The 25,321-nt window shown below is 40.1% G+C and carries 20 protein-coding genes; all 20 read right to left on the reverse strand.

The genetic code is table 11. The features are described 5' to 3' along the window. Positions 1–180: 180 nt before the first annotated feature. The 20 genes from fabZ to BMZ99_RS07475 all read right to left on the reverse strand — a co-directional run bounded on the left by fabZ (position 181) and on the right by BMZ99_RS07475 (position 25,306). Positions 181–609, reverse strand: coding sequence for a 3-hydroxyacyl-ACP dehydratase FabZ (fabZ, locus tag BMZ99_RS07380; protein ID WP_090934688.1), 429 nt, complete (start codon positions 607–609; stop codon positions 181–183). 6 nt (positions 610–615) lie between these two features. Further along, positions 616–1,446 (reverse strand): UDP-3-O-acyl-N-acetylglucosamine deacetylase, encoded by an 831-nt coding sequence (lpxC, locus tag BMZ99_RS07385; protein WP_090934691.1) that lies wholly within the window; start codon positions 1,444–1,446, stop codon positions 616–618. A gap of 161 nt (positions 1,447–1,607) precedes the next feature. Beyond that, positions 1,608–2,381: an amino acid ABC transporter ATP-binding protein gene (locus BMZ99_RS07390; RefSeq protein ID WP_090934694.1), complete on the reverse strand. Its 774-nt coding sequence runs from the start codon at positions 2,379–2,381 to the stop codon at positions 1,608–1,610. Between the two features lie 57 nt (positions 2,382–2,438). Then, positions 2,439–4,790 carry a hypothetical protein gene (locus BMZ99_RS07395; RefSeq protein ID WP_090934697.1) on the reverse strand — a complete coding sequence of 784 codons (2,352 nt, stop codon included), beginning with the start codon at positions 4,788–4,790 and terminating at the stop codon, positions 2,439–2,441. A 204-nt stretch (positions 4,791–4,994) separates the two neighbouring features. Beyond that, the gene (locus tag BMZ99_RS07400; protein ID WP_090934700.1) at positions 4,995–5,864 is read right to left on the reverse strand and encodes a lysophospholipid acyltransferase family protein; all 870 of its coding nucleotides are present in this window, start codon (positions 5,862–5,864) and stop codon (positions 4,995–4,997) included. Positions 5,865–5,899: 35 nt separating this feature from the next. Further along, positions 5,900–6,526, reverse strand: coding sequence for a YjbH domain-containing protein (locus BMZ99_RS07405; RefSeq protein WP_090934703.1), 627 nt, complete (start codon positions 6,524–6,526; stop codon positions 5,900–5,902). 233 nt (positions 6,527–6,759) lie between these two features. Next, complete coding sequence (gene lpxD, locus BMZ99_RS07410; protein ID WP_090934706.1) at positions 6,760–7,782, reverse strand: UDP-3-O-(3-hydroxymyristoyl)glucosamine N-acyltransferase; 1,023 nt, start codon at positions 7,780–7,782, stop codon at positions 6,760–6,762. A gap of 30 nt (positions 7,783–7,812) precedes the next feature. After that, positions 7,813–8,229, reverse strand: coding sequence for an OmpH family outer membrane protein (locus tag BMZ99_RS07415; RefSeq protein WP_090934710.1), 417 nt, complete (start codon positions 8,227–8,229; stop codon positions 7,813–7,815). A gap of 99 nt (positions 8,230–8,328) precedes the next feature. After that, on the reverse strand, positions 8,329–9,270 hold the full coding sequence (locus BMZ99_RS07420) for a molecular chaperone Skp (protein ID WP_090934712.1): 942 nt from the start codon (positions 9,268–9,270) through the stop codon (positions 8,329–8,331). Positions 9,271–9,338: 68 nt separating this feature from the next. Then, a complete protein-coding gene (locus BMZ99_RS07425; RefSeq protein ID WP_090934715.1) occupies positions 9,339–9,812 on the reverse strand; it encodes an OmpH family outer membrane protein in 474 nt (157 codons plus the stop codon). Between the two features lie 104 nt (positions 9,813–9,916). Then, positions 9,917–11,125, reverse strand: a complete 1,209-nt coding sequence (locus BMZ99_RS07430) for a hypothetical protein (protein ID WP_090934718.1) — start codon at positions 11,123–11,125, stop codon at positions 9,917–9,919. A 171-nt stretch (positions 11,126–11,296) separates the two neighbouring features. Beyond that, positions 11,297–13,024 (reverse strand): BamA/OMP85 family outer membrane protein, encoded by a 1,728-nt coding sequence (locus BMZ99_RS07435; protein WP_090934723.1) that lies wholly within the window; start codon positions 13,022–13,024, stop codon positions 11,297–11,299. Between the two features lie 18 nt (positions 13,025–13,042). Further along, a complete protein-coding gene (locus tag BMZ99_RS07440) occupies positions 13,043–13,597 on the reverse strand; it encodes a hypothetical protein (protein ID WP_090934726.1) in 555 nt (184 codons plus the stop codon). A 154-nt stretch (positions 13,598–13,751) separates the two neighbouring features. Further along, complete coding sequence (locus tag BMZ99_RS07445) at positions 13,752–14,390, reverse strand: sigma-70 family RNA polymerase sigma factor (RefSeq protein ID WP_090934729.1); 639 nt, start codon at positions 14,388–14,390, stop codon at positions 13,752–13,754. A 17-nt stretch (positions 14,391–14,407) separates the two neighbouring features. Beyond that, positions 14,408–18,721 carry a translocation/assembly module TamB domain-containing protein gene (locus BMZ99_RS07450; protein ID WP_090934732.1) on the reverse strand — a complete coding sequence of 1,438 codons (4,314 nt, stop codon included), beginning with the start codon at positions 18,719–18,721 and terminating at the stop codon, positions 14,408–14,410. Between the two features lie 267 nt (positions 18,722–18,988). Beyond that, positions 18,989–20,302 carry a TolC family protein gene (locus BMZ99_RS07455; protein WP_090934735.1) on the reverse strand — a complete coding sequence of 438 codons (1,314 nt, stop codon included), beginning with the start codon at positions 20,300–20,302 and terminating at the stop codon, positions 18,989–18,991. 129 nt (positions 20,303–20,431) lie between these two features. Further along, positions 20,432–21,706 carry an MlaD family protein gene (locus BMZ99_RS07460; RefSeq protein ID WP_090934738.1) on the reverse strand — a complete coding sequence of 425 codons (1,275 nt, stop codon included), beginning with the start codon at positions 21,704–21,706 and terminating at the stop codon, positions 20,432–20,434. Further along, positions 21,703–22,467 (reverse strand): ABC transporter ATP-binding protein, encoded by a 765-nt coding sequence (locus tag BMZ99_RS07465; protein WP_090934741.1) that lies wholly within the window; start codon positions 22,465–22,467, stop codon positions 21,703–21,705. The genes BMZ99_RS07460 and BMZ99_RS07465 overlap by 4 nt, the downstream gene beginning before the upstream one ends. A 22-nt stretch (positions 22,468–22,489) precedes the next feature. Continuing rightward, complete coding sequence (locus tag BMZ99_RS07470) at positions 22,490–23,263, reverse strand: MlaE family ABC transporter permease (protein WP_090934744.1); 774 nt, start codon at positions 23,261–23,263, stop codon at positions 22,490–22,492. Positions 23,264–23,500: 237 nt separating this feature from the next. Beyond that, complete coding sequence (locus BMZ99_RS07475; RefSeq protein ID WP_090935002.1) at positions 23,501–25,306, reverse strand: SpoIVB peptidase S55 domain-containing protein; 1,806 nt, start codon at positions 25,304–25,306, stop codon at positions 23,501–23,503. Positions 25,307–25,321 lie beyond the last annotated feature (15 nt).

The following is a 25,321-nucleotide window of genomic DNA, read 5'->3' on the forward strand; positions in this document are numbered from 1 at the left end:
CTGCTCATCAACTCCTTACTAGACTAAATACATTTTCGTTACATGCTACTATACTTAATAATCCGACTGAACAGTCTAAACATGGCAATCAATTTTAAGCCAATTTTTACCGTTTATAGCCTTTTTTCCTGAATTATCTCACTGATAATTCAGTTTATCACTATTTTACTTCTTTTTTCATTATCTGGCAGATAATGCGAATAAGAACTCTCCTTCTGCCACTAATTGATCATCAACAAAAGCTTGGGCCCATATTTTCCCCATGCTGCTGCGTACTTTGATAATTTCTGCGACCATGCGTACTTGATCACCAGGAACCACCGGTTTTCTGAATTTGACGCGATCAATGCCAACAAAATATGCTAGATTGCCACGATATTCTTCCGAGTATAACATCGCCACGCCACCCACTTGTGCCATAGCCTCTAATAGTAGTACACCAGGCATAATGGGTTTCCCTGGAAAATGTCCTTGGAAGAATTGTTCATTCATAGTGACATTCTTAATGCCAACTGCCCGTTTCATAGGATCAAGTTCAAGAATACGGTCCACCAATAAAAATGGATACCGATGAGGAATGATTTCTTGTATTTCAGTTGCAGACAACATGTGTATTCAGCTCCTTACTAAAATATGGTCCACTATTTTTTTTGCCAATGCAGTATTTAATGCATGACTTGACTTTACAGCAATAACATGACCTCTAATACGGCCTGCTAATGCCAAATCCCCAATAATATCTAAAATCTTATGACGAACCAGCTCATCTGGGAACCGCAGAGGCGTGAGAGCCTTTGTATCATCATATACCACTGCATTTTCCAAACTGCCGCCTAAAGCGAGACCTTGGGACTTAAGGTGTTCTACCTCATGCATAAAACCAATCGTCCGCGCTGATGCAATTTCATCAATAAAACTATCTCTTGTAATTTCATAATCACCAAATTGCACACCTAACATGGGATGAGAATTAATGGAGGTAAAAGTGACTCTAAATCCATCATAAGGCAATATCGTAATAAACTTGTCATTCACTCTCACTATTTGGGTTTCTGTAACGGCTACAAGATGACGAGAAGCATTTTGCTCCAAAAGACCAGCCTCTTGAATCATCTGAACAAAAGGCAGAGAACTTCCATCGGCTACGGGAGGCTCTACCGCATTAATTTCTACTAAACAATTATCTACTTCCATGGCAAAAAAAGCTGCTAGCAGATGTTCCACCGTAAAAACCTTTGCCAAGCCTTTCTCTAATGTAGTAGCTCGCATGGCATTCGTAACATTGTCAGCTGTCGCTGCTACTTGTGGTGCTCCTGGCAAATCGATCCTTGCAAATACAATTCCCGTATCAGGAGGCGCCGGTTTGATCGTAATCGTTACGTCTTGACCTGAGTGTAATCCGATACCTGTGTATGTTATAGCTTTTGCTATTGTTGTTTGCTGCATAATGTCCTCCTGATATAATGACCTTTATACATTCTATAGAATAATTCTTCTCCCTGCAAGAAGTATTTTAAAAATTATTTTGTATTTGGCGAATAAAACGAATCGGAACCACAAAGGCGCAAAGGACACAAAGGGAATAGGATCAAAAGTTCCAGAAATTTTTAAGCAATATTTTTGCTGTTTAGGGTGCGGGCGTTGGTTATTTGCTGATACTCAATGAGTTCTTTATATTGCTGACCGATATGGGATGCGGGGTGGCCAAATACGTCTTCAGGCATTCCTTCTTCTACAATACTCCCCTTATCCATCAATACGATCCGATCAGCAACGTGTATGGCAAAGGATATTTCATGTGTTACAACTAACATGCTGCTTGCTCGGTATTTTGCCAGATCTTCCATAATGACTAGAACTTCTCTTACTAAAATAGGATCGAGAGAAGCTGTCGGTTCATCCCATAGCATAAGATCTGGTTCAAAAGCCAGCGCTCTTGCTATGCCTACCCGCTGCTGCTGCCCTCCTGACATTTCAGCAGATTTGTGCTGGGCACGCTTTTCTAGTCCAACCTTTTCTAATGCCTTCATCGCTTTATCATATGCTGCATCCCGCGGTATGCCATCCATTACTAATCCTAGCATAACATTTTCCACAGCAGTTAAACGTCCAACTAAATTAAATTGCTGAAAGACAAAACCGATACGTTTACGCACCCGGCGTAATCCTTCTAAATCGAGTTTCGTTACTTCTGTTCCAGAAACACAAATTGTCCCACTATCAGGTTCAATTAGACGATTAATCATACGAATCATCGTTGATTTTCCACAGCCAGAGGGTCCCATAAGAACGGCTGTTTCTCCTTCTTTGACATGCAAGTTGAAATCATTCACGGCTACCAGTTTTCCAAAGCTTTTATACAGATTTTCAATTGTAAGCATAGAATCACCCCCTTTCATTTTTAAAGCTAAAAGAGAAGAAGCTATAGAATTATGATTTTACTTGAATTTCATTTTACGCTGGTTTAGCTTCTGCAATAGACCAGGACGACCGCTGGGAATGACAATCTCTCGCATGATCTCATCAATAGACAATCCCAATGATTGCCCTGCCATCATCTCATCACCCGATATTGGACTTATTTTTTCTGTATAACAAGCAACAATTAGCCCAATGAGGGCACCTACCAAAGGCACAGCGGCCCATGGTAAATAAGGAATTCCGCTTTTCCCCAAAATAAATATACCCGTTAATAAAATAGCGCCGATTACCATCCCATAAATTCGTTCAGCACTTGTGAAAATAGCTGTAAATGAACGAAGTAACCCACGCCAGCCTCTTGCTGGTTGTCTTTTATTGATTCTGCTGCAGCGTATAACCGTCATAATTGCTGTATGGTCTAATGCCAAGAAGAGTATGGTGACAATAATTGCAGTCATCCCAGACAGAACTGCTCTAACTTCATTTAATACACTATACAGCTCACCGCGTGCATTCGGTTCAATAATCCCAAGATCAGTAGAGTATAAAGATACATTCTTATGACCCACCTGACTATATACAACAGGCGCTACTGCATCTGTGCTGATATTGCTGGTAGTGAGAATTTGAATTCGTTCTCCTGGAATCGCTTGTCCTGCAATGAATTTATCTAATACAGATACAGAACGAGTAATTTCCTCATCTTTGAGGTTCGGCACAGAAACTGCCAAATATTGCAATTGCTTACTTACTAGAGGCGTATCCAGCTGCCCAAGCTGATTTAATCGTGTATTGATGCTATTCATATTTTTCTTAGTACCTTCTACATCAAATGCACGTAAAGTCCCAATGGTATTATTTCCATTAGCTACAATATTGTCAATCGATCCTTTGGCCTGGCGCGCATCAGCAGCAACGTTATCCAAGGCTGCTAATCCAGATTTTAAGGTGCTTAAGTTTTTTTGAGAGGCAACTAGATTGTCTACTGTCCCACCGACACTGCTATCTACCAACTTTAGCACCTGCAAGGTATTAATTAACCCTCCCATAGATCTAGAAGAACTATCGATCTGATCTTGTACAGATCTTGTATCAATATTGGCAAGACCGCTAGTAGCTGTTTGAATGGTCGTACCTGCTGTTTTCAGACTCGTTAGGGTTTGCTCCATGGCAGCAATGCTATTGCTGTAATTGTCCAGGGTGAGGGTAGCAATTTTATTTAAATTTTGACTATCCTGAGCAAATCCAGGGATCTGATCTACGATCTTAGTGGTTTCCGTTAATGCTGTCCCCAGCTGCTGTCTTGGATTCTGATACGCAGCTGTACCGACATAATCACTAATTACACCATTACTTGCCCGATATCCTTGATTATTCGTAAGAAGGGCTGCATCTCCTTGGGTAATCGTCCCTTCCCCTTTGCCATCTGTATGCACAGCTGTAATCTGCACGATTACATTTCCTTTATCTACAGGATTGCCAGGCGCCAAAGCCGTCCCAATACCTGCAAATGCAATGGTATCTCCTTTCACTAACTTTGTACTTCCATTTGGCGTGATCGTCACTTGAGAAGCATAGGCTGCTAGAAATCGCTTTAATTCCATCATTGTACTAACCATATAGGTCATATCATCATTTTTGCCGTCAATCGACACATTTTTAGCATATTCTAACTTCAATTGATTTTTCATAGCATCCCCAATAGACTCTCCCATACGAATCGGATTTTGGGGTTCACTGCCAACGGGGAAACTGATTTCAATTACTTGGTATTGTTTTAAGACCTTCTTAATTTCCTCTGTAACCATGGTAGATTTATCAAGGGATGATAGTACAACACCAATAGATGAGCCATCACGAAAAGCAAAGCGTACACCGTCAATTTGCGTAATAACATCCATCATCATGGTTCTTGCTCCCTCTGGCACACCACGAATGGTCAGTCTTGGTTCCGTTAAAACACCAACTCCTGCACCACCAGGAATACCGCCAAAAATCTTCCCTAATTCTTCATAGGTTTGCTTGGTTTTATTTTCTTCAGGTATAGCAATAAAGAAAGACGTTTTACCTGTAATCGTCGGTCCCTCTTTCATTCTTGCTCCCGGAAAAACTTCTTCAATAATTTTTTGAATATGAGTTGCAGTATCTTCTTTCATTTCCTCCCGGGATTGAATGAGAATATCATATTCACCATAGTCACCTACTAAACTCGCTAAGGTTTTAGAAAAATAGGAATTAGCTGCCGTAGAGATAGAAGTAGCAAGCAGTGAACCAATCACGATACTAACTACCATCAGGGTAATGATATCTCGATAAAATGAATCCTTTGTTAGATTCATGATCTTTCTTTTGGCTAGACTAGTAGACATGACTTATTCACCCCTTTCCTTCAAGGATTAATTATATCACGTATATCAAAAAAACTGAATACGTATATACTATTTTGCATAAATGTATATACTGGAAGTGAAAGAATGATAAAACATTTAAATCACAAATAAAAAAACTTTGCTATGTTTCTGGTGACACGAATGTCGAATACCAGGAACGAAGCAAAGTTCACTTTTTTGTATTTATTTACTTATTTTTGGTGTACTCTTCCACCGATTGTGCAGCCAGAACCATTCATGAGAAATAGTTCGTATATGCTGCTCAATAATGTTTGTTAATTTTTGTGTCATGAGAAGAAGATCTTCTTCCCGGTTATTTGTTTTTTCTACCCACTCAGGAGGATGTAATATTACTTTATGAGTACCGTCCGGGTTTGCCGTAATGAAAGCCGGAATAATGGGAGCGCCTTTCATACGGGCTAAAGCTGCAGCCCCAGGAGGGGTTGAGGCTAAACGCCCAAAGAATTCAACAAAAACACCATCTCGATGCGCGTCCTGATCCATTAAGAGTCCAATAATCTGTCCTTCTCCTAGCATCTTAACCATTTCCCGCACACCGGTTTTATAGGTCACATGCATGCCCGCTTTTGTACGATTTTCATTTATAAATTTATCCATATCCCCATTGGTTTGTTTTTGTACCACAGCCACCAAAGGAAAACCATACATTGCTAAGGAAGCCCCCAATAGCTCCCAATTGCCACTGTGAGCTGTTGCCACAATTGCACCTTTTCCGTGTGATAATGCCTCTGCTAAATATTCAGGATGCTCAATTGCTACATATTGTTTTATATTATCTTTATTAATCTTGGGCATACGCAACACTTCCATAAACATCCTGCCAAATCGTGTCGTACTTTGTTTGGCGATCTGATGTGCCTGCCTTCGGTCAAGAGATAAACTGCACATAATATTTTCAATTGCCATGCTCTTTCGTTTACCAGGCAGTAATACCCAGCATACTTCCCCTAACATACTTCCGAAACTTTGCCATACAGCCCGAGGCAGCATACTAATAATACTACTCATCATTTTTACAAATTTATATAGCATGTATGCTCCTCCTCAACAGACTTTTCTCAAAACGACTAATAGGTATAACTCATACCAACATATCCATCGTGATTGCGCCAGCCTGCATCCAGTTTAAGACCAGGCACAATCGCCATACGCGCGCCATAATTCATATGCTTGCCATCATACTCAGCGATTAGTGTTGTCGCAGGAAAAACATTATTTCCTGTCAAAACACTAATGGGATTAATGATTTTTTCAATACCGGCAAATACACCATCAAATCGTCCATTACCTGCACCTACATGCATCCGAAATCCAAAAGGCAATGCTTTGCTTGCTACGGCATATGCCGAACGTTCACGAGTATTGGCTATATCTTCTATCCCTACTGCCACCCCCGGGCTTAATACGCTTTCTGATAAGATACTAAACTTGGCATTTATATAATTCTCATTATCTTGATGGTCATAACGAAACCCTGCCACACCAACTTCTAACTTAGGTAATATATTCGTATTAAATATACCGACACCACCATCTTTCAGGTGATAATAACCTAAAGAAAATTCACCTTCCCGCAGTACATCTGCAGATGGGTTATTAATTAAACCTGTGGATCCATTCACAGATGGTGCTGCCAAGGCAGACCCAGACGCTAATACTAGAGCACAGCTAATTCCAAATAAAACTTTTTTCACGAGATCCTCCTTAAGAACAATTACTTTTAGTCCAATATTTATATATTCTTCATAACTAGCTACAATCCTGCCAAAACTACTTAGGTAATAATTGCCCATTATAAAGATAGGGGAACCTAGTAAGAAAAAAGCTCCACATCCTAAAACATATTATGTACCGGAATTTTTGAATCACAGAGAACGCAGAGTACACTGTAGCGTGTTCTCTGCGTTCTCTTTTGATTCGACTCTTTTTATGATTTACTTTCTATAGCAGCTAAGCGCTTTTCCAAATCTTTAACTTTTTTAAGTAAATCAGGGACTTTATTGGAGCTCGCTTCTCCTCGCAACCATTCTTTGTGTGGTCTGGCTGGGAATCCAGAATAGAAGGATCCTGCAGGTACATTGCCAATGACTCCTGCTTTAGCTGCAAAGACAGAATTATCTCCGATGGTTATATGACCAGCGCAGCCTGCTTGTCCTGCAAAGGTAACGTTATTGCCAATTTTAACACTGCCTGCAATACCTGCCTGCGCCACAAAAAAGCAGTTTTCCCCGACGACAACATTATGACCCAAATGCACTAGATTATCTATTTTAGTCCCTTGCTTAACAACTGTACTGCCTGTAGTCGCCCGATCAATCGTCGTATTTGCTCCTATTTCTACATCCTCTTCAATGATTACATTGCCGATTTGAGGAACTTTTTGGTGGCGACCACCTATCGTAACAAAACCAAAACCATCGCTGCCAACAACTGCACCACTGTGAAGTATGGATCGATTGCCAATGTGACAACGCTCTCGCACTGTCACATTGGAATATAGAATGCAGTCACTACCCAGAACAGCTTCTTTTCCAATATAAGTATGGGGATAAATAATTGTATTATTGCCGATTTCAACCTGATCATCAATTACTGCACAAGCCATAATCGCAACGTTTTCTCCAAGAGTAACATTCTGTCCTACGACAGCTGTAGGATGAACTCCGGGTTCAATCATGATTTTAGGTGCATATACTTTTAATAATTCTGTAAATGCTGCTCTTGGATTTTCCACCTGAATGGCAGGTTTACTAAATTCTGTAGTAGTCATCGGGATAATAACGGCAGCGGCACTAGATCGTGCCGCCTTCTCCAAATGAGGTGGAACAGCAAAAGAAATATCTGCTGTACCAGCATCCTCCAGATTTGTTACCCCCGTTATTTCAATATCACCATCACCTAGTAACACACCTTCTACCAAGTCAGCAATTTCTCTTAATGTCTTCTTCAATGAGAAATCCTCCTGAATTGCTATCAATTCTTATTGTAATTTTTTAATCACATCATCTGTAATATCTGTACCACCTTGAGCTACGCCATTCTTATATAAAATCACACCCAATTTTTTCTCTTTCGCAATACCATCTAATGTTTCCTTAATACTGCTGTCAATTTGTCCTTCCATTTCTTGCTTGACTTTCATGAACTCTGCATAAAGCGTCTCTTGTTTTTTTTGAAAATCAGCGGCACTTAACGATGTTTTATCTTTTTCTAACTGGTCACTAAGTTCTTTGCCTTTGACATTCAATTGTTCTTGAAATTGCTTCACCTTCGGACTTTCTGTCATCACCTTATTTACATCAATTACACCCACATTACCACTCGAATTACAACCGCCTAAAAGTGCAGCTGTAAATACTAATAAGAACAGTAATGCTAATTTTCTTCCTTGTTTCATTGTAAGTCCTCCTATTCCTTTGCTTCATTTTTTGCGAAGTTAATATTGTTTAAGAAATACTTTACTATTTCTTAAACAATATTATTATATACAACTTTACTATTTATTACACTCTGCAATAACAGCAGCGGTTATATCTACACCACTCACATTCACAGTCACATTGGTCAACACTGCTTCAAGACCTGAGTCAATTGCAACCTTACCAATTTTATCATTGATATCTTGAATAATTGAGTCCTGTAATACTTTCAGTTCTTGCTGCTTCATCATTGCCTGCTGCTGGATATTATCAGCCTCTGTTGTCGTACTTCCCGGCAAAGACAAGCTTTGCGTACTCCGTGCTGCTATTTCCTCTTGTTTTGCAGCAGCTTTTTGAGAAAGTTCCTGGTTAACTTGTTTACTATAAGTTTCTAATTCACGCTGGGCAGCTTCTTTATCAGGGGCTATCTTTTCAGTCATTTGTTCAGACAACTGTTTTTGCTTCTCAGCGATTTTTTCAGTACGCTGTGTTTGCAGTGTTTCTAATTGTTCTTCTAATGAGGCAGCCTCTTCTTTCGTTAGCTGCACGGTTTTCAATTTCAGCTGTAAATTAAAAATTTGTGGCTGATATTCCTTATCAATTTCATCCGTATACACTTTAAATTCATCGGAAAAAGTCTGATGAATAGAATTTTCTTTTGTAGCAAGCTTCGTATTAACTTCTTTTTCTTTTAAAGACATCTTTTCTGTAAACTCTTGCTGAAAAGCCTTGTTTAATTCCGCCAAATCTCCTTGAGATGCTTCTGGTAGATTTAACGTTCTCTGGGCATTTTGCGCCATAGCAGCCTGCTGGGCCTGAGCCTGAGCTGATATGCTTCGCACTTCTTGCTCTAAAGACAATACTTGTTTATATTTAGGATGTGATTGTACTGCTTTTTTCATATCAACAATACCTATCAAGGGCTGAGGTTCCTTAGCGTCTTGCACCTTTTTCGTACTACATCCGGCAACAAGCAACATGAAAGCCAGTATCATGATCAGAAACTTATGATTATACACCCCATCACCCTCTTTCTAATAAAGGACCGAGCTGGTGAAACCTGCTCGGCCATGCTACAATTTTTAAATTACTTGCCGCTTATTTTTTTGCCAACCTCAGCTGTAATGTCCTGACCGCCATAAACAACATTGCCTTTATCCATAACCACAGATAATCCTTTAGCATCTGCAACCGCTTTGATCGCTGCATCTACTTTTTCGAATACCGGATTAATTAATTCTTGTTCTTTCAAGGTCAAGCGCTGTTGAACTTGCGCATAATAATCTTGCTTTTCTTTATCATTCATTGTCGCTGATTTTTCTTCAAAATCTTTTTTGGCCTGTTCTACTTCAGCTTGCATTGTTTGTTGCGCTTTCTCCATATCTGGATGCTGAGAAACTAACAGCTGATGATTTACAACACCAATCTTAGAGGAGTTATTGGACTCTGCCGCATAAGATGTACTACTTTGTGATACAGCCAATCCAACTATACCTAGCAGAAACATCACTGCTATTGCCAGGGATACAAATTTCACTTGTTTTTTCTGTAATTTCAGCATAAAAAACCTTCTCTCTGCCTATTGGCATCAAATTTTTACCTCTCCATTATAACAGGGTATATCCACATATTCAAGATATTGCTGCTAAAAGGTGTTCCTAATTTTTACAAATGACCAACCAGTCGCAGCCATTGATCATCCTTTGTAATAATATATTCAGCACTTAAAAAATCATGGAGCTTGTAACGAAGTCCTAGTTCATTATTGCGATTTTTAGTATTCCGCTCTAATCGCATTGTCCAGCTTGGATTAAGCTCTTTTTGCAGCCACAGCCCATTTTGTGAATTTGATGTATTATATTTGATCCCAGCTATTGTATTAGCTCCCAGTCTATGCCCCCACCCAGGCACAAACTCCCAGGAAACAGAGCTGGGAATAAAATTCACTTCTAGAAAGACCTCATCACGCTTACTGACAATCTTTCCTGCATGCAATCTAGCAAAAGCATTGTCTTCATCGTGACCCATATCCAAATAAGCTTCCAGCGTGATGTTATATTTATCGGTTTCAACATCTAAAGCAATTTCAGTATCTGCCCCAGCATTAAGCAAGGGATTTACTGTAATTCCATATTTTTTAGTCAAAGGCTGTTCTGCAAGCAATTTCGCTGTAAAATACTCACGGTGCCGTTCCACAAAGGCTACAGGCAGGCCAATTAGTATTTTACTGGTCTCATTCATCGTCGGTCGCACTGCCGCTAACACGACATTAGGGATGGTCGTAGAACGAAGGGAGACATGAACATCCTGTACAGTCGTTCCCAATGGTGATAAGGAGAACTTTATTACTGTGTATTCTCCCGGAATAATATCCATATTAGCATGAAATTCAGGCAGCAGATTTGCCAATGATTCACGTATTGCGACTTTCGACAACCCTCCTGCCCAGTCTACTGCATCAATAGGTAGTCCAATTAGTACATCATTTAATTTTTCTTCTACATTTCCCATATCATTCTTTATCAGATTTATGATATCCGGGGAAAGAGTACCAAAGTCATATGCTATAGAGACCTGACGCACCACATCTCCCCAGGGTACTATCTCAATCGTAAGAGCAGTGTTCAAACCAGGTCTAAGATCAACAGACTGAACAGAATATCCTACTAATACGCGATCAAAAATTTCCTTAATCAGTTTTTCATAAGTAATCTGATTTTCTTTTACTTCAGTCACCTTACGGCCTACAATCATTTGCTCACCTACAGTATTCACACTGGCCATCATGCGTTTTTCAATTTTAGAAGGAGGCATATGACTAGAAACGATAGTGACATCGATTGTTTCTACTAAGTCATCAGAAGCATAAACCACCCCTGAAAACAATAGTAAACTGAGTAACGTGCTTGTGAGAATAAGACGAAAATGATATAGAGGAATAATAATACACCTCCCGCTAAAAATGCTCTATGTCCCAGTATGACTTAATCGCAATATATAGATATCAGAGTCAGGCCAATGACCTGACTCTGATAAACATTTGGATTAGAATTGTCCGCCAAAACTAAAGTGACTTCTACCACCTTGACTGCCTTGGGCGTAGTCAAGACGAATCGGACCGATTGGCGTAGAAACACGAATCCCCACACCTACACTGGCCTCTAGATCATTCAGCTTATATCCTTCACCTGTCCACGCTTTACCAACATCAGTAAAAGCTACACCCTCTACTTTTTTGGCAATCGGGAAGCGATATTCTGCTGTAGCGGCCAGCATTTTATTACCCTTAAATTGATCATCACGGTAACCACGCAGAGTGTCAGAACCACCTACGGCAAAACGTCCGCTGTCTGGCATTTTGCCATCAGCATAACCAACAGTTCCCCGCAGTGCTACTACTTGTGCATGTCCTACCTTCAGATAGTTCCGAGTCTCAGCAGTGTATTTATTATAGTTAAAATCACCGCCTAAAGCTTTTCCGGCAAATTCTGCTGTTAGAGCCACACGATTCCCTTCTGTAGGGCTAAATACATTATCACGGGAATCATAAACACGCATTAAGCTAATACTGCGAGTTGTACCAAAATTATCTTTAAGATACTCGGGATCTTTTGTATAATCTTCTCCTGATATCCATTCTACATAGTCATCTTTTCTTTGTTTCAAAGTAATATAGTTTTGTACATACTCACCTTGAGGACGACCAAGGGTGATATCAAAGCCTTTACGTCTTTTGTCGTAAGTAGCTTTCTTATCTCCATCATCATCATAATCATTATATTCGTTGGTCATGTCATAAAAGCTAAATCCAAGAGATGTTTGCTTGTCATCCAGCCATGGGCGAGTGTAACTCACTTCATAGTTCTTGTTGCTGGCACTGCCGCCAAACTCCCAATGCAACTTCACTTTATCTCCCGTACCACGGAAGTTGTCATCACCAAGCTCAATAATCCCAATCATACCATCGCTTTTGCTGTAGCCGCCCCCAATGGAGAAACGACCTGTCTTTTGTTCTACAACTGTAGTCTCGAGAACAATGGCATTCGGTTCTTTTCCTGGGTTCAGTTTCATATTTACATCTTCAAAATAACCAAGGTTGTACACTTTTTGCATACTGCGCTTCGCATCTTTTACGTTAAATGGCTGATTCGGCTTTAATTTCATTTCACGAGTAATAACATGGGTCTTTGTCTTTTCATTGCCTTTGACTTCAATGCCTTCCAGCATACCTTCATTAATGGTAATTGTCAGCACACCGCCAGTTCCCATTGCAACATCGCTTACTTTGGTCAAGATATAACCCTTATCATGATAATACTCTTCAATGGATCTTACATTTTCATTTAACGCTTTCGAATTTAAAATACTGCCTGTTTTAACTGTCAGCATACTGCTTAGCTTATCGGATGACACCTTGGTATTGCCTTTTATAATAATTTCCTGCAATACTGGATTTTCCATCACGGTATAGACTACTTGTACCCCTTCAGGAACTTCATTGAAGTTGGATACTACATCAAAAAAAGTACCTAATTCGTAGATCGCTTGCATATCTTGTTTCACCTTGTCCGCTGTCAGCGCTTCACCAGGCTTCAACTTTACTGCACCCATGATCGTCGCTTCTGGTACTGTTGTATTGCCAGTGACAGTTATGGAAGTTACAGTTTTACCTGTAGGATCAGCAGCATAAGCTGGAGCTAAAATAGAAAATACAAGACTGATACTAAAGATAGCTGCAAGCAGAATATGCTTATAGTTTTTTTGAATTTTCATGCATTACCTCCTTTTGTCTTACTGGCCGCGTAATGTTTTTCCGGCGGCCCGCACCAATTTTTGCATTTCATCAGGTGAGATGGCCGCCGCTGGCTCCACCTGCTGAGAAGTTTCAGTTCTTTTTTCCTGACTCATTGAAGTTGGTGCTGCAACACGTTGTACTGGCGGAGCAGCATCTATTACTACTACTTTCTTTGTCTCCACAGAGACAGCTGGCAATTGCCCACCATTACTGCTGCTTTGTATCTGAGATTCCACTGGTGCACTTACTTTTTTCACCAGAGGAACAGGTACAACATGATCTGGTTTAGACGTCCACCAATAGACTCCCCCCAATCCTGCTGCCATTACTACGGCACAGGTCAAAGCGACTCCATGACGAACCACTGTATATTTGTGACGCCAATGTTTAGAACGGCTGACTTCTTTTACATGCTGAAGTTCAGCTTGAGCTAACATTAGATCAAGCTCACCACGAATATCTCGTTCTTTGTCAAAAGCTTCCTCTGCTCTTGTCAGCCACTTTTTCGCAGAAGACAAATGCTGGTATACATTTTTTCTAAAATGAGCCATATACAACACCCCTATTATAAACAATATATACAATCCTGAAAAGAGGCCAGATTATGGTCATTGATTTCCTTTGAAAAACCTTTGTTTTCGATGATTAATCATGTTTTCTATAACAATTCGTACTATATGTGCCTTTTTTCTCTCTTTTTCATCATTACCAGTGCTGCATAAATTTGGATAACATGCCTCGAATACGCCTGATACCTTGTTTTTGTAATTTGTAAATATGAGAGATGCTTAGATCTAAGTTTTCCGCCAATTGTTTGGGTTCACAATCTTCTAAGAATACGCCGCTCAGCACCGCCTGCTCCTTAACAGGCAGACGATCCATGGCATTTTTGACCTGGGCCACTAGATAATTGTGCTCAGCTTGGCTGGAGACACCAGCTTTAGCATCAACTAACACATCTCTGAGAGTAAGGTCTTCTTGTGCTGATAAAGGACTATCCATAGAGGCAATGCTAAATTTACCTTCTTTTTCCATATAATTAATGATACGTCCTCGTATTCGCTGAGACGCAAATAGGCTAAAAGCCACGTTTCTTTGGTGATCAAATCTCTCTACTGCCTCAATCAGTCCCACTGTCCCTTCTTGAATCAAATCCATGATCACCGTTTCATTCAAACGCCAGCCAGTAGCAATCTTAAATACCAGCGGTTGATAATGCTCAATAATCTTGCTGCGGCAGTCCATATTATCATGTTCTTTATACTGGAGCCACAAGGCTTCTTCTTCTTCTCGTGACAGCATGCGTATTTTCTTAAGCTCTTTTACATATTGACTTAATATCATGTGGATCATCCTTCTTCTTAAAACCTATACCTAGCTTCTGCGCCAAGCCATGTCTCTTTTTCATCATCAATAGAGCCTGTTAAACTAATGTTACGATTTAAGCTATAACGAAACGATACTTCATTTTTACTGTGATCAACGCCCATAACATAGCTTATCAGTAATTTATCGGTCAAATATTTACTCATCTCCAAATTATATACTTCTTTATTGATGGTAGAGCTCTCATCACTTTTAGTAGTATTCTTTTTCACAATACTAGAGCTAGTATCTCGAACAAAACGGAATTCATCCAAGCCCAAAGCACTACGGACATTTCCTTCAATTTCACTAATAAAACGCATTTGCAGACCAGCATCAAGGGCCCCCATGAGTTCATCCCGCCCAATCCCTGTATCTCCGCTGTTTTGCTTTTCAAAATAACGGCTGCGCAGCGTCAGAAGTGATAGAATTTCCTGCTGGTTCATAGCTGGCTCTGAAGTCAAATTAAATGCCATTTCTCCCACAGGACCATTGATATTTAAATATACCACCGTTTGCTGCAGGGTTGCTTTAGCATGTAGTTTAATAATTGGTTCAAAAGACGCAAATTGCCGAAATTCTACACTTCCTTCTTCCACCTTAAATTGCGTTCTTAGATAACTTACAGTACCACGAATTACGACAATGCGTCCCGAAACATCAGGTTCTGCAATACTGCCCCCTACTTTCACTCTACCAACAGCTAACATATCATACAGATAGGGATTATAAAAGCGAACTTTCTTCCCAACCTGTATATCAACATCCAAATTCATGTCCAGATTGGATGGTTCCATATCCGGCAGAGCAGGAATGTCGATGATATTATTTTCAAAAAGCAACTTACCTGTTAATTTCGGTCGTATACTGCCTTGGCTAATAGTCAAATTTCCATCAACAGCACCAGTAAAATATTTGCTGCGAATCATAGGTTTATCCAAAATTAACGACATGCTATAATCCGCCAAGCGAAATCCATCTAACTTCACAGTGCCTGTCGCGCGATACGAACCAGTTCCCATATAACCATCAAATTGCTTTATATTAATTGTATCACCTTCAAAGGCAATAGCAACCCCCACTTTTTGGATGGGGTCTTTTAACGCTGACAATTTAAGCGTGCCATTACTAACCGTAATATTTCCCTTAAGAGCTGGCTGCTTTAAGGTACCAGCTATAGTGATTTCACCTTGGGTCGCCCCCTCAGCCCATGCAACCTGTTTTGTTAATAGTGGCAAAATGCTTAAATTTGCTTTATCCAATTTCACATTGAGATTCATCTGCTCTCTGGAACTGGCTTGCTCTCTGCCTTCAGAACTAAGGGCTGCCACAGGAATAACACCATAAGCACTGGCCTGATAAGGGCCTTTTTTCAGCAATACTTGATCCACATGAATTACATCCTTATCCAGGATCAATAACCCATATAAAGAGTCAAAAGTCGTATCACCTATTCCGCCATTCACAAGCTCTAACGATAAAGCAGTATGAGGATTATCCGATACCCCTGAAACTTGCGCGGCAAAATCCAGCTTGCCCGTAGGCTGAATGGAGGTATTAAAGAAGGCAGCGACTAAGCCGGCATCGATTCCCCTTCCGCCTACTTCCATGTTAAGAGGCCCATTGGCATTTAAATCTGCTCTTCCACGCGCCAGCATAACTCCCGTGCCCTGCTTGGCAGAAAAATCTGAGATAGTAAGAATATTATTTTCTAATGCAGCATCCACAGTGATGGACTCAACTGGATATTTTTTCACACTACCGGCTTTTAAATCGCCAATCAGTCGAACATTGGGCTTATCAAGACTGCCAGTTACCTTTATCTGACCGTTTAATGTACCCAAAATCTCTTTATTACCTAACTTAGCTGCTGCTAGTATAGGCTGTAATTCGCCATTTTCTACATTTAAAGTACCATAAATTTCATTTGTTCCCCGATCAAAACCGCCAAAGAAAGTAAATCTACCCTTTCCTTGAGCAAAAGAAAGGCTGGGAATCTCTACGTCATCACCTGTAACAGCAATGGTGCCAGTTACGCCTGTGACTTTCTGCTGATTCAGGCTAAGAGTCTCTGCAGATAATTGTCCTTTAAAAATAGGAATCGAAGGGCTGCCCGTCAACTTACCAACAAATTGCGCCTTGCCTGCAGCAGTGTAAGCACTATTACTTAAAGTTAATTTCTCCAAATCAATATTTTGGGCGGCAACATCAAAATTCAAATCATTATTGGGAGAAATTGTACCTGAAAGCTGAATCTGGGTACCGAGTGACTGGATAACAACATCATGGATGCTGGTTACTCCTTGTTCTCTTCTATAAGAGCCAGCTGCCTTTGCCAACAACTGACCACGGAAACTGCCATCCGTCAAAGTGATTTTACCAGCGATCATAGGATTCTCCAAGGAACCCGTAATGACCATCTCATTATCTACATTACCTGTCAGCTTCTCTCCCGGCACCAATAGAGGCACTAACGTTTCTGCTCTAGCTCTTCTGGAAACAATAGAAATATCCACTTCATGCCCACCAGATAATCCAATCTGACCTTGGGCTATATGTCTAGTTGGACCGTAAACCATTTCAGCATTTTGCAGTGTGGCTTGGTCAGGCGTTATATGAATATTGCCTGTTACTTGAGTAAAAGGCTGATATAATAGTTCCCCATTGATAGCTATAAAATCAGCAGTTATCTCAGGGGCTGTTAACGTACCACGAACCTCCCCATTAAATTGACCGACTCCTGCAGTATTTCCTTCTATACTTTTGCCTAGCAGCTCTAATGGTATGCCTTGACCAGATATTTGCACAGCAATAGCTTGATCTTTCACCACCCCTTGAGCCGTTACCATACCTTGACCTATACCAATATTCAAATAGTCTATAGCAGCATTTCCCTTATGGTAGTAAAATCCGCTGGTCACGGAAGTAAAGGGAATATTGTTAACTTCACCTGATCCGATTGTCACATTCCCCTGAATCTCAGCTCCTGCTAAATCTCCTGCCCCCTTAATCGCTAAAACCGCATCTGCATAACCGTTCATATCCGGCACTAATTCAGGGAATTTTTGAATATTAATATGCTGACCATTAAGGGAAAGCTGATAACTGCCTGTATCATGCTGAAATTGCCCTGAAACAGCAACATGTCCATCAAAAATATCCCCTTCCAATTGCTGAATTGTAATGATCTTATCCACCAGACTCATTTTCGCCTGTACATTAGCTGCCTGATACCCGGCTACTTCCCCTGTTGGCATTTCAAATCCCCCTGTAACAACAGGATTTGAGATAACGCCTGTAATGCCAGCCTTCAATGCTACTATTCCTTTAACAGGAATATCATAATTTGTTGCACTAGGATCAAAAGCAGCCGAAGCCACTGTTAGATCCACAATCATTTCACTGGCATCCGTATCCACACTGCCTCGTACATCAATAGGCTGCTCAAATATTTTTCCTGCCACAAACATATATATCTTCTTATTGGTAAATGCGATACCTCCATCGATTTGACGTAAAGGGATCTCATCAAGATTTATATCGGTTTTTTCCAGGCGTGCTTCACCAGCCCACTCCATAGCCCCGTTTTCATAGGCAATGGTTGCTTCTATCTGCTTTACGCTGCCTCCCACCAACTGAATCGATCCGCTTTCAGGTATTAACCTTTGAAAACCAGCTAGCATGAGTTGATCTGCATGAAGAGCGAGAGTACTGCGCCCTTTACTATGAATCGTCCCCTTTGCTTTCACTGCTGTCCCATTGTGCAATCCTTCTAACTCCATCTTGATTCTAGGAGCATTAGCAAGATCTAAAATTCCATTTAACTCCTCCACTGTCCATTGAGAATGATAAGCATTGACTATAGTTTTACCATTCACTACTTTTATTTTGGCCGATAAAGATGACTCTGATGAATCATCTTTAATCACAATATCTTGAATGTTCCACTGACCGCTTTCTCGCTGCGTAAGCCAAAGAGTAGGCTCCTCCACCCTTAGCTCAGAAATAGATTTTATCACATTCCATCCAGTCAAAATACTCCAGGGACTATAGGAAATAATAATTTTGTCAGTAGCAGCTAGAATTTCCGATTGTTTATCATAAATAGTCACATTATGTATGGCTACTTGATTATAAGAGGTGACTTCAATGTCTCCCACGGTGACTAAGCTGCCGAATACATTGGCCAATTCTATGCTCAGCGCATTTTGTGCCCCCGTCATAACGGTTTGGCTTTTAGTTAGCCAATAGGCACTGCCAATTAAAAGGATCATACATACTGCCAATACTGCAATGACTCTTTCTTTCATTCTTAGCCTCCTGATTCCACCTCATAAGGCGTTCATAACAGCATATACTTCTACATAGCAGTGCCAGCTTCCTTTATCTTTTAGCTGAAATTATTTTATCCCTGGTACAGTAATTTATTCCAATGCTTCAAAAAGCACTTAATCTTCTATACATAAAAGTATCCCTACCAATAGGTTTATTGTACCACATTGGCAGGGATGCTAACTTTGTCTACAACCTGAGAACCGAAATTCTCTCGATTCTCTTCAAATTATCTTTTCAACTTACTATAATTTATCACTAACATTTACACCCATTGCTTTAATCAAGCTAGCTTTATTGGTGTTAAAATCATACATTGCTTGAATATAATTTGTTTTAGCCTTCGTTAATGCCACTTGAGCATCAATCACTTCTGTATTGGTGCCAACTCCAGCACTGTAACGAACTTCAGCAATTTTTAGATTTTCTTCCGCTTGTTCCACTGTCACTTGAGAAGTATCAATACGTTTTTCAGCTTCTATCATATTTAAATACGCTTCTCTTACTGCTAATTGAATAGAATCCTTTTTTTGTTTTGCTTGTTGTTCAGCTTTTACCACCGCTGAATCAGACTGTCTAATTTTAGCTTTGGTTACGCCTGAATCAAAAGGAGTCCAAGTACTTGTCAAGCCAACTGTCCATGTATCTTTATCCTGATCTACTCCTGGGAACGTTGTATCACCCCAGAATGCACTGGCACTAGCAGTAACCGTAGGCAGCTTGCCGCTTTTTGCCGTTTTCACTGCCTCTTTAGCAATTTTAATATTATGATCCGCCTGAATTGCTTCCGGACGATGCTCTAAAGCATAATTGATGCTATCTTCTAAGGATAAATTATACTTCTCATGAGTAAGTTCATCTTTTACTTTGATTTCAGACTGTAATGGTAAACCCACTACATTATTAAAAGTAGCAACTGCTACATTATAAACATTTTGTGCTTTCGTTAGCGTTTGTTGATTATCAGCCAACGCTACTTGCGAAGCCAATACATCGGTTTTGGCTACCGTACCTACATCAAATTGACTCTGGACATTTTTCAAATGAGCTATCATCTGATCAACGGTTTCTTGATCTGCTTTCACGGTGTTCTTTGCTTGTAAAATAGTAAAATATGCAACGGTAGCATCCAACTTGATTTGCTGTTTACTTTCTTCTACACTCAAGTCAGCCACTTTTAAATTTAGCTTGGCTGTTCTTATAGCACTTTCGACCTTACCACCAGTATACAAATTCATGCTTAACGTACCTGTATTCGTAAAATAATTCGATCGGTAAGGAATCCCAGTAGTAGTAGAATACTTCTTATAACGCTCATCAACATGAGTGTATGTAAAAGATGGACCTTTACCACCTTTTGCTTCACTGATCCCCCATTCTGCGCTCTTTCGTTCTGCATCAGCCATCTTAATTGCTGGATTACTATTTAAAGCCATCTCAATGCTCTCATCTAAAGACAACTCTATAGGAGCTGCCAAGGCAATCGCTGCATTGAATATTAAAAATCCACCCGTTAGTGCTGCTATTAATTGTTTCTTCCAATGAGTTTGTTTCAGCATGTAAAAAAATCCCCCTCAATTCATCAAAGAGATATGACTAGTTAGTCAACATCATTAATCTGTAATTAATTATAGGATGAAGTCCAGTTATTGTCAATCAAAGATCATTGCAAAGATCATTCAATTTCGTTAAAAATTTCTTCGTACACCAAAATACGTCTGCTCGTCCTCTTTATTGATTCCGTCACTCTGTCCCACAATAAATGTATCAGGAGCAACCTGATATAAAGAGCGCAATTTTACTCGTACATCTTGAGGATCATAAACATCCAGTGATAAAGACATCTGTTTTCCAATTTTTGTATCTACTCCTACCCCCACTTTATTATCAATCACACCAGCTCTACCAGCAAACTCTTCATTGCCTTTGCCAACCTGAAAATTTCCTTTGCTACCGTCACCAATATGACTTACTCCAATCACAGCAAAATCTGTAGGAGAAGTATTGATCTTCAAATCTGCATTACTGCTATATTTTCCAGTATCATGGTTATATAATGTCTCAAATCCCACCTTTGTTTCGATGGAAGATACCTTGGTTAACATCTTATTCGCTCTTTCACTCGCCATACGAGCGTTTTTTAATGTCTCTTTAATGTCCTGTGCAGTGGTAGGATCTGTTACTACCCCTTCCAAAGCTGCTGCCATTTTTTCTACACGGCTGCTGGTGTTTTTAATATTGATAAGCGTTTCTCGCAGATCTTTTGCCGTCTGTCCATTATTGTCTACTGCCTGCATCATAATTTCTGCCCTTGCCGCAGCTTCCCGCAAGCTTTTCGACATCGCACTTAAATTTTTGACTGTAGTATCAATGTCACCATTTTCTTGTGTCATGCGTGCAAGATTTCCCATCATGATATTCATATTATCTGTGATTTCCTGCGCATTTAAAATAGTATTTTTCATAGCAGCCTTAACTTTTTCATCCCCTACGATCTCATTTAGAGATTTTACTAAATCATGCACCTCTGCTAATACTCGATCTGACGAGGCTATGAGCTCATCCAATCCTTGGATCTCTTCGCCTTTTACCTTGGCATTTGGCAGTAAATAACTGGAACTATGTTCCGCAGGAATAATATTAATATATTTTTCTCCCATTAATCCATCAGCACCAATAAGAAATTTCGATCCTTCAGGGATCTTAACACCAGGATCCATTAACATCGTCACTTGTACACCTTCTTGCGGCAAAACACGTACTTCTTTAATCCGCCCAACATCCACACCTGCATATCGTACTATATTTCCTTCTTTAATTCCATTTACTTGCCTAAATACAGCCTGGACCGGATACCCTTTATCGCCAAAACTAAAGCCACTCAAATGAATTATAATATATACCAATAACACACAGGCGATCAGGCTAATCGAGCCGACTTTTGCTTCTGTGCTTATATTCATTTCATTTCAGACCTCCTTCTTATATACGCACTCGGTGATTTTAGACCAAGAATGAATTGTTGTACCACTGCATTTTCTGATTGCTTGATTTGTTCTACCGTACCCACCTCAATAATTCGTCCTCCATGGATCATAGCAACCCGGTCAGCAATTTTAAAGGCACTGGACATATGGTGGGTAACGACTACAGAGGTAACACCTAATACACGCTTAGCATTCATAATCAGCCGATCAATCGTTCCTGACATAATTGGGTCTAACCCTGCTGTTGGTTCATCATATAACATAATTTCTGGCCTGATCGCAATAGCCCTGGCTAAGCTTACACGTTTCTTCATACCGCCTGATAACTCATTGGGCATAACATCTTGCTGCCCTGCAAGCCCCACCATGCGAAGATTGCGAGTGACAATCTTATGAATCTCAGCCTCAGTCATAGCAGTATGTTCACGGAGTCCAAAGGCCACATTGTCCCCAACTGTCATGGAGTCAAATAAGGCAGAGTACTGAAAAACCATCCCCATTCCAATACGAATTGTATTTAAATGATCCTCCGATAAACGAGAAATCTCTTGCCCCTTAATCCATACTTCTCCCTGAGTAGGCCTTAACAGTCCTACCATTAAACGCAGCAGTGTACTTTTTCCCGAACCGCTGGGACCGATTACGACTAACGTTTCTCCTTTTTTCACTTCCAAATCAATACCTTGCAATATATGTTTTCCATGAAAACTCATGCTAATATTTTCTAATTTTATCATTCATCCACCATCCTTTCGCCTCTTAGCGATACAGTACTAAAGACAAAAAATAATTGCTAATAAAAATTAGAATAATTGAGCTAACTACAGATGCTGTTGTAGCTCGACCCACACCTTCGGCACCCTCACCTGTTGTTAAACCTTTATAGCAGCCGATAATTGCAATAATACCTCCAAAAAACATAGCCTTAATCAAACCGCCCATGATGTCATTGACTACAGTAAAAATTGTTATGGAATTGATATAGGTAAAAGAGCTGATGCCAGCATATAAGGTTGCTACCAAATACCCACCAATTGTACCAATGACGTCAGCAAAGATCACCAATATAGGCACCATAATTACACAAGCTAACAACCTGGGTACTACTAAATATTTAATGGGATTGATGGCCATCACCCTTAGCGCATCAATTTGTTCTGTGACCTTCATCGAACCAATTTCTGCTGTAATGGCTGCCCCTACACGTCCTGCAACTACCACCCCTGTTAAAACAGGGGCTAATTCCCTTGCCATTGCAATTGCCACAACCCCCCCCACGGATGATTGAGCACCATATTTAATAAATTCGGTGGCAGTTTGCAATGTAATAACCATGCCTGTAAATAATATCGTGAGTAATACGATCGGCAAGGAATCTACACCTAGATGCGCCATCTGATGCAATACATGATTTATTCTGGGTTTTTCCCGCAAATGAAACAGGGTATTGCCTAGCAAGATAACAATCCGACCGCTATTTTCCATCCAAAGTATCACTTGCCGTCCAATACTTTCTACTATAGCTAACAACATTATAATCCCTCACATTGACATTTAAACTTTATTATTATCTTTCATTAAAAATTATCCTATAATGAAGTATTCCATAAAAAACGTGAGTTCCCTGCACCTCTTAAAGGGGAAATTGATGGAATAGTGAAACATGGATCGAAAAAGTAAAACACTTGAAACGCGAAGACTCGAAAAACACAAAGAAGACTCCGCTTAGGAGAAGGTTTGAATCCCCTCCGCAATCAGAGTCTTCTTTATCTATTTCTTCGTTGAGTCTTTTACCACGTTGACTACAACTTGTGTATCGCCGTCAATAATATAATCTGTGGTAATGCTATTCTTTACTTTTCCTTGCTTTTTCTTATCTTTAGAATTTATCGCTTTAATATCAGTTTTTAGAGAAACTGTATTTTCTACTATACCTTTCTCTTGATTCTTACTATTTGTTTTTTCTTTGCCTAAAGTAGCGTTACCAAATAATTCATTCATTCCCATGTCCAAAACTTCTACAACAATTTCATTGTTGCGGTCACGTTCCATAAATTCTTTAATGACATCAGCAAATTCCTGATTTCTGGGTTTTGCCTTGCCAAGCAGCAATAATCCTTCATCCCCTCCTTGATTCTTAGCTAATAGCTGTATCAAAGGTACCATGCCGCCCCCGCGCACTTCTAAGGTAAGAGGCCCTTCTGGCTGATCTTTAGGGACCGTAAAGGAAACGATGCGCTGAATTGGCTCGCCGCGGAAAGGCTTTATTTTCACGCCAACTTCAACATTTTCACCAGGTTTTACACTAGGAGTTTTGGCCTGTGCTTCCACAATGGTAGCTGTACGACGCTCTTCACTAACAGAAACGTTGATCTTAACATCCATCAGGTCAACTTGATTATAAGGATTACCTGTAAGCATCGCCATAGCATCTAAAAATTCACCTACTGCAGCTTCACCAATGCTAACAGGACTATAAAACATATTTTCTCTGGTAATAACTCCCACTGGCATATTCCGTCCAGAAATTTCAAAACTCACCTTAGCTGTTCCCGGTCCTACCCGATCCATCGTTTTATCAATCACATTAAACATGGTAGTAGCCGATAAAATAGAGGAGAGTTGTTCATCTTTTACTACTTGTACCGCTGCATCCTGAGTTTGTCCTGTATCATTATCTTTCACGATGATGCGTATCGGAATAATCGTTGGGTACCTGCTTAGATATCCAGCAATTCCTGCTCCTCGATCCTGATTGATAATACCGACAGGTTCTCCCATTGTACCAACTTTAAATGAGTTTTCTAAGCCACTAACAGTAGAAAACACATATGCATTGGTCATAAAATATCCAATATTCCCCTTTTTAAGAAATGGATGACCAAATGCCAAGACCTTATTATCTTCCACGTAAGTAACAGTCCCCAAAGCACCCACACTTACATCACCACGGACTAACTCAACACCAACAGCACTCCCAGGTTCTAAAGGAGCAAACACCACATCTGAAGGAGTCTCTCCTACTTCTTGGGGAACTAAATTAAATGGCTTAAGTTTGTCTTGCAGCATCGTTAGAGCATGTTCACTAAAACCAGATACCATCAAGGGTGTGGTCATTGGCTCAAAATCTGGTATCTCCTTTACAAATTGCATTGTAGCATTATAGTTGTCTGGCATATTCCATAATTTCAACATATCCCCAATAGGAGTAACCATGCCAACTTTATGATCCGTCAAAGACCAGCCGTAGGCAACAGCTCCTACCAGCTTACCATCAATATATACAGGACTGCCGCTCATTCCTTGTGCAATTCCTCCAGTTCGGTCAATAACATCTCCAGAAGTTCGCACTAAAATCAAATCTCCTGCTGGTCCTTTGTTTTTCATGATCCCTAATACTTCTACACCAAATTCTTCTAATTTAGTACCGGAGACTACCGTCTTGCCAACGCCCTGCATACCTACCTTTATATCCTCTACTGGCATGATTTCGGGTGCAGCCCATACTAAAGACATGGGCAGCATTAATAAAAAAATAAGCAGTGCCAGACGACACTGCCTGCATAATCTTACCAAATATATCATCCTTTC

Source organism: Pelosinus propionicus DSM 13327 (assembly GCF_900114615.1).
Taxonomy (GTDB): Bacteria; Bacillota; Negativicutes; order DSM-13327; family DSM-13327; genus Pelosinus; species Pelosinus propionicus.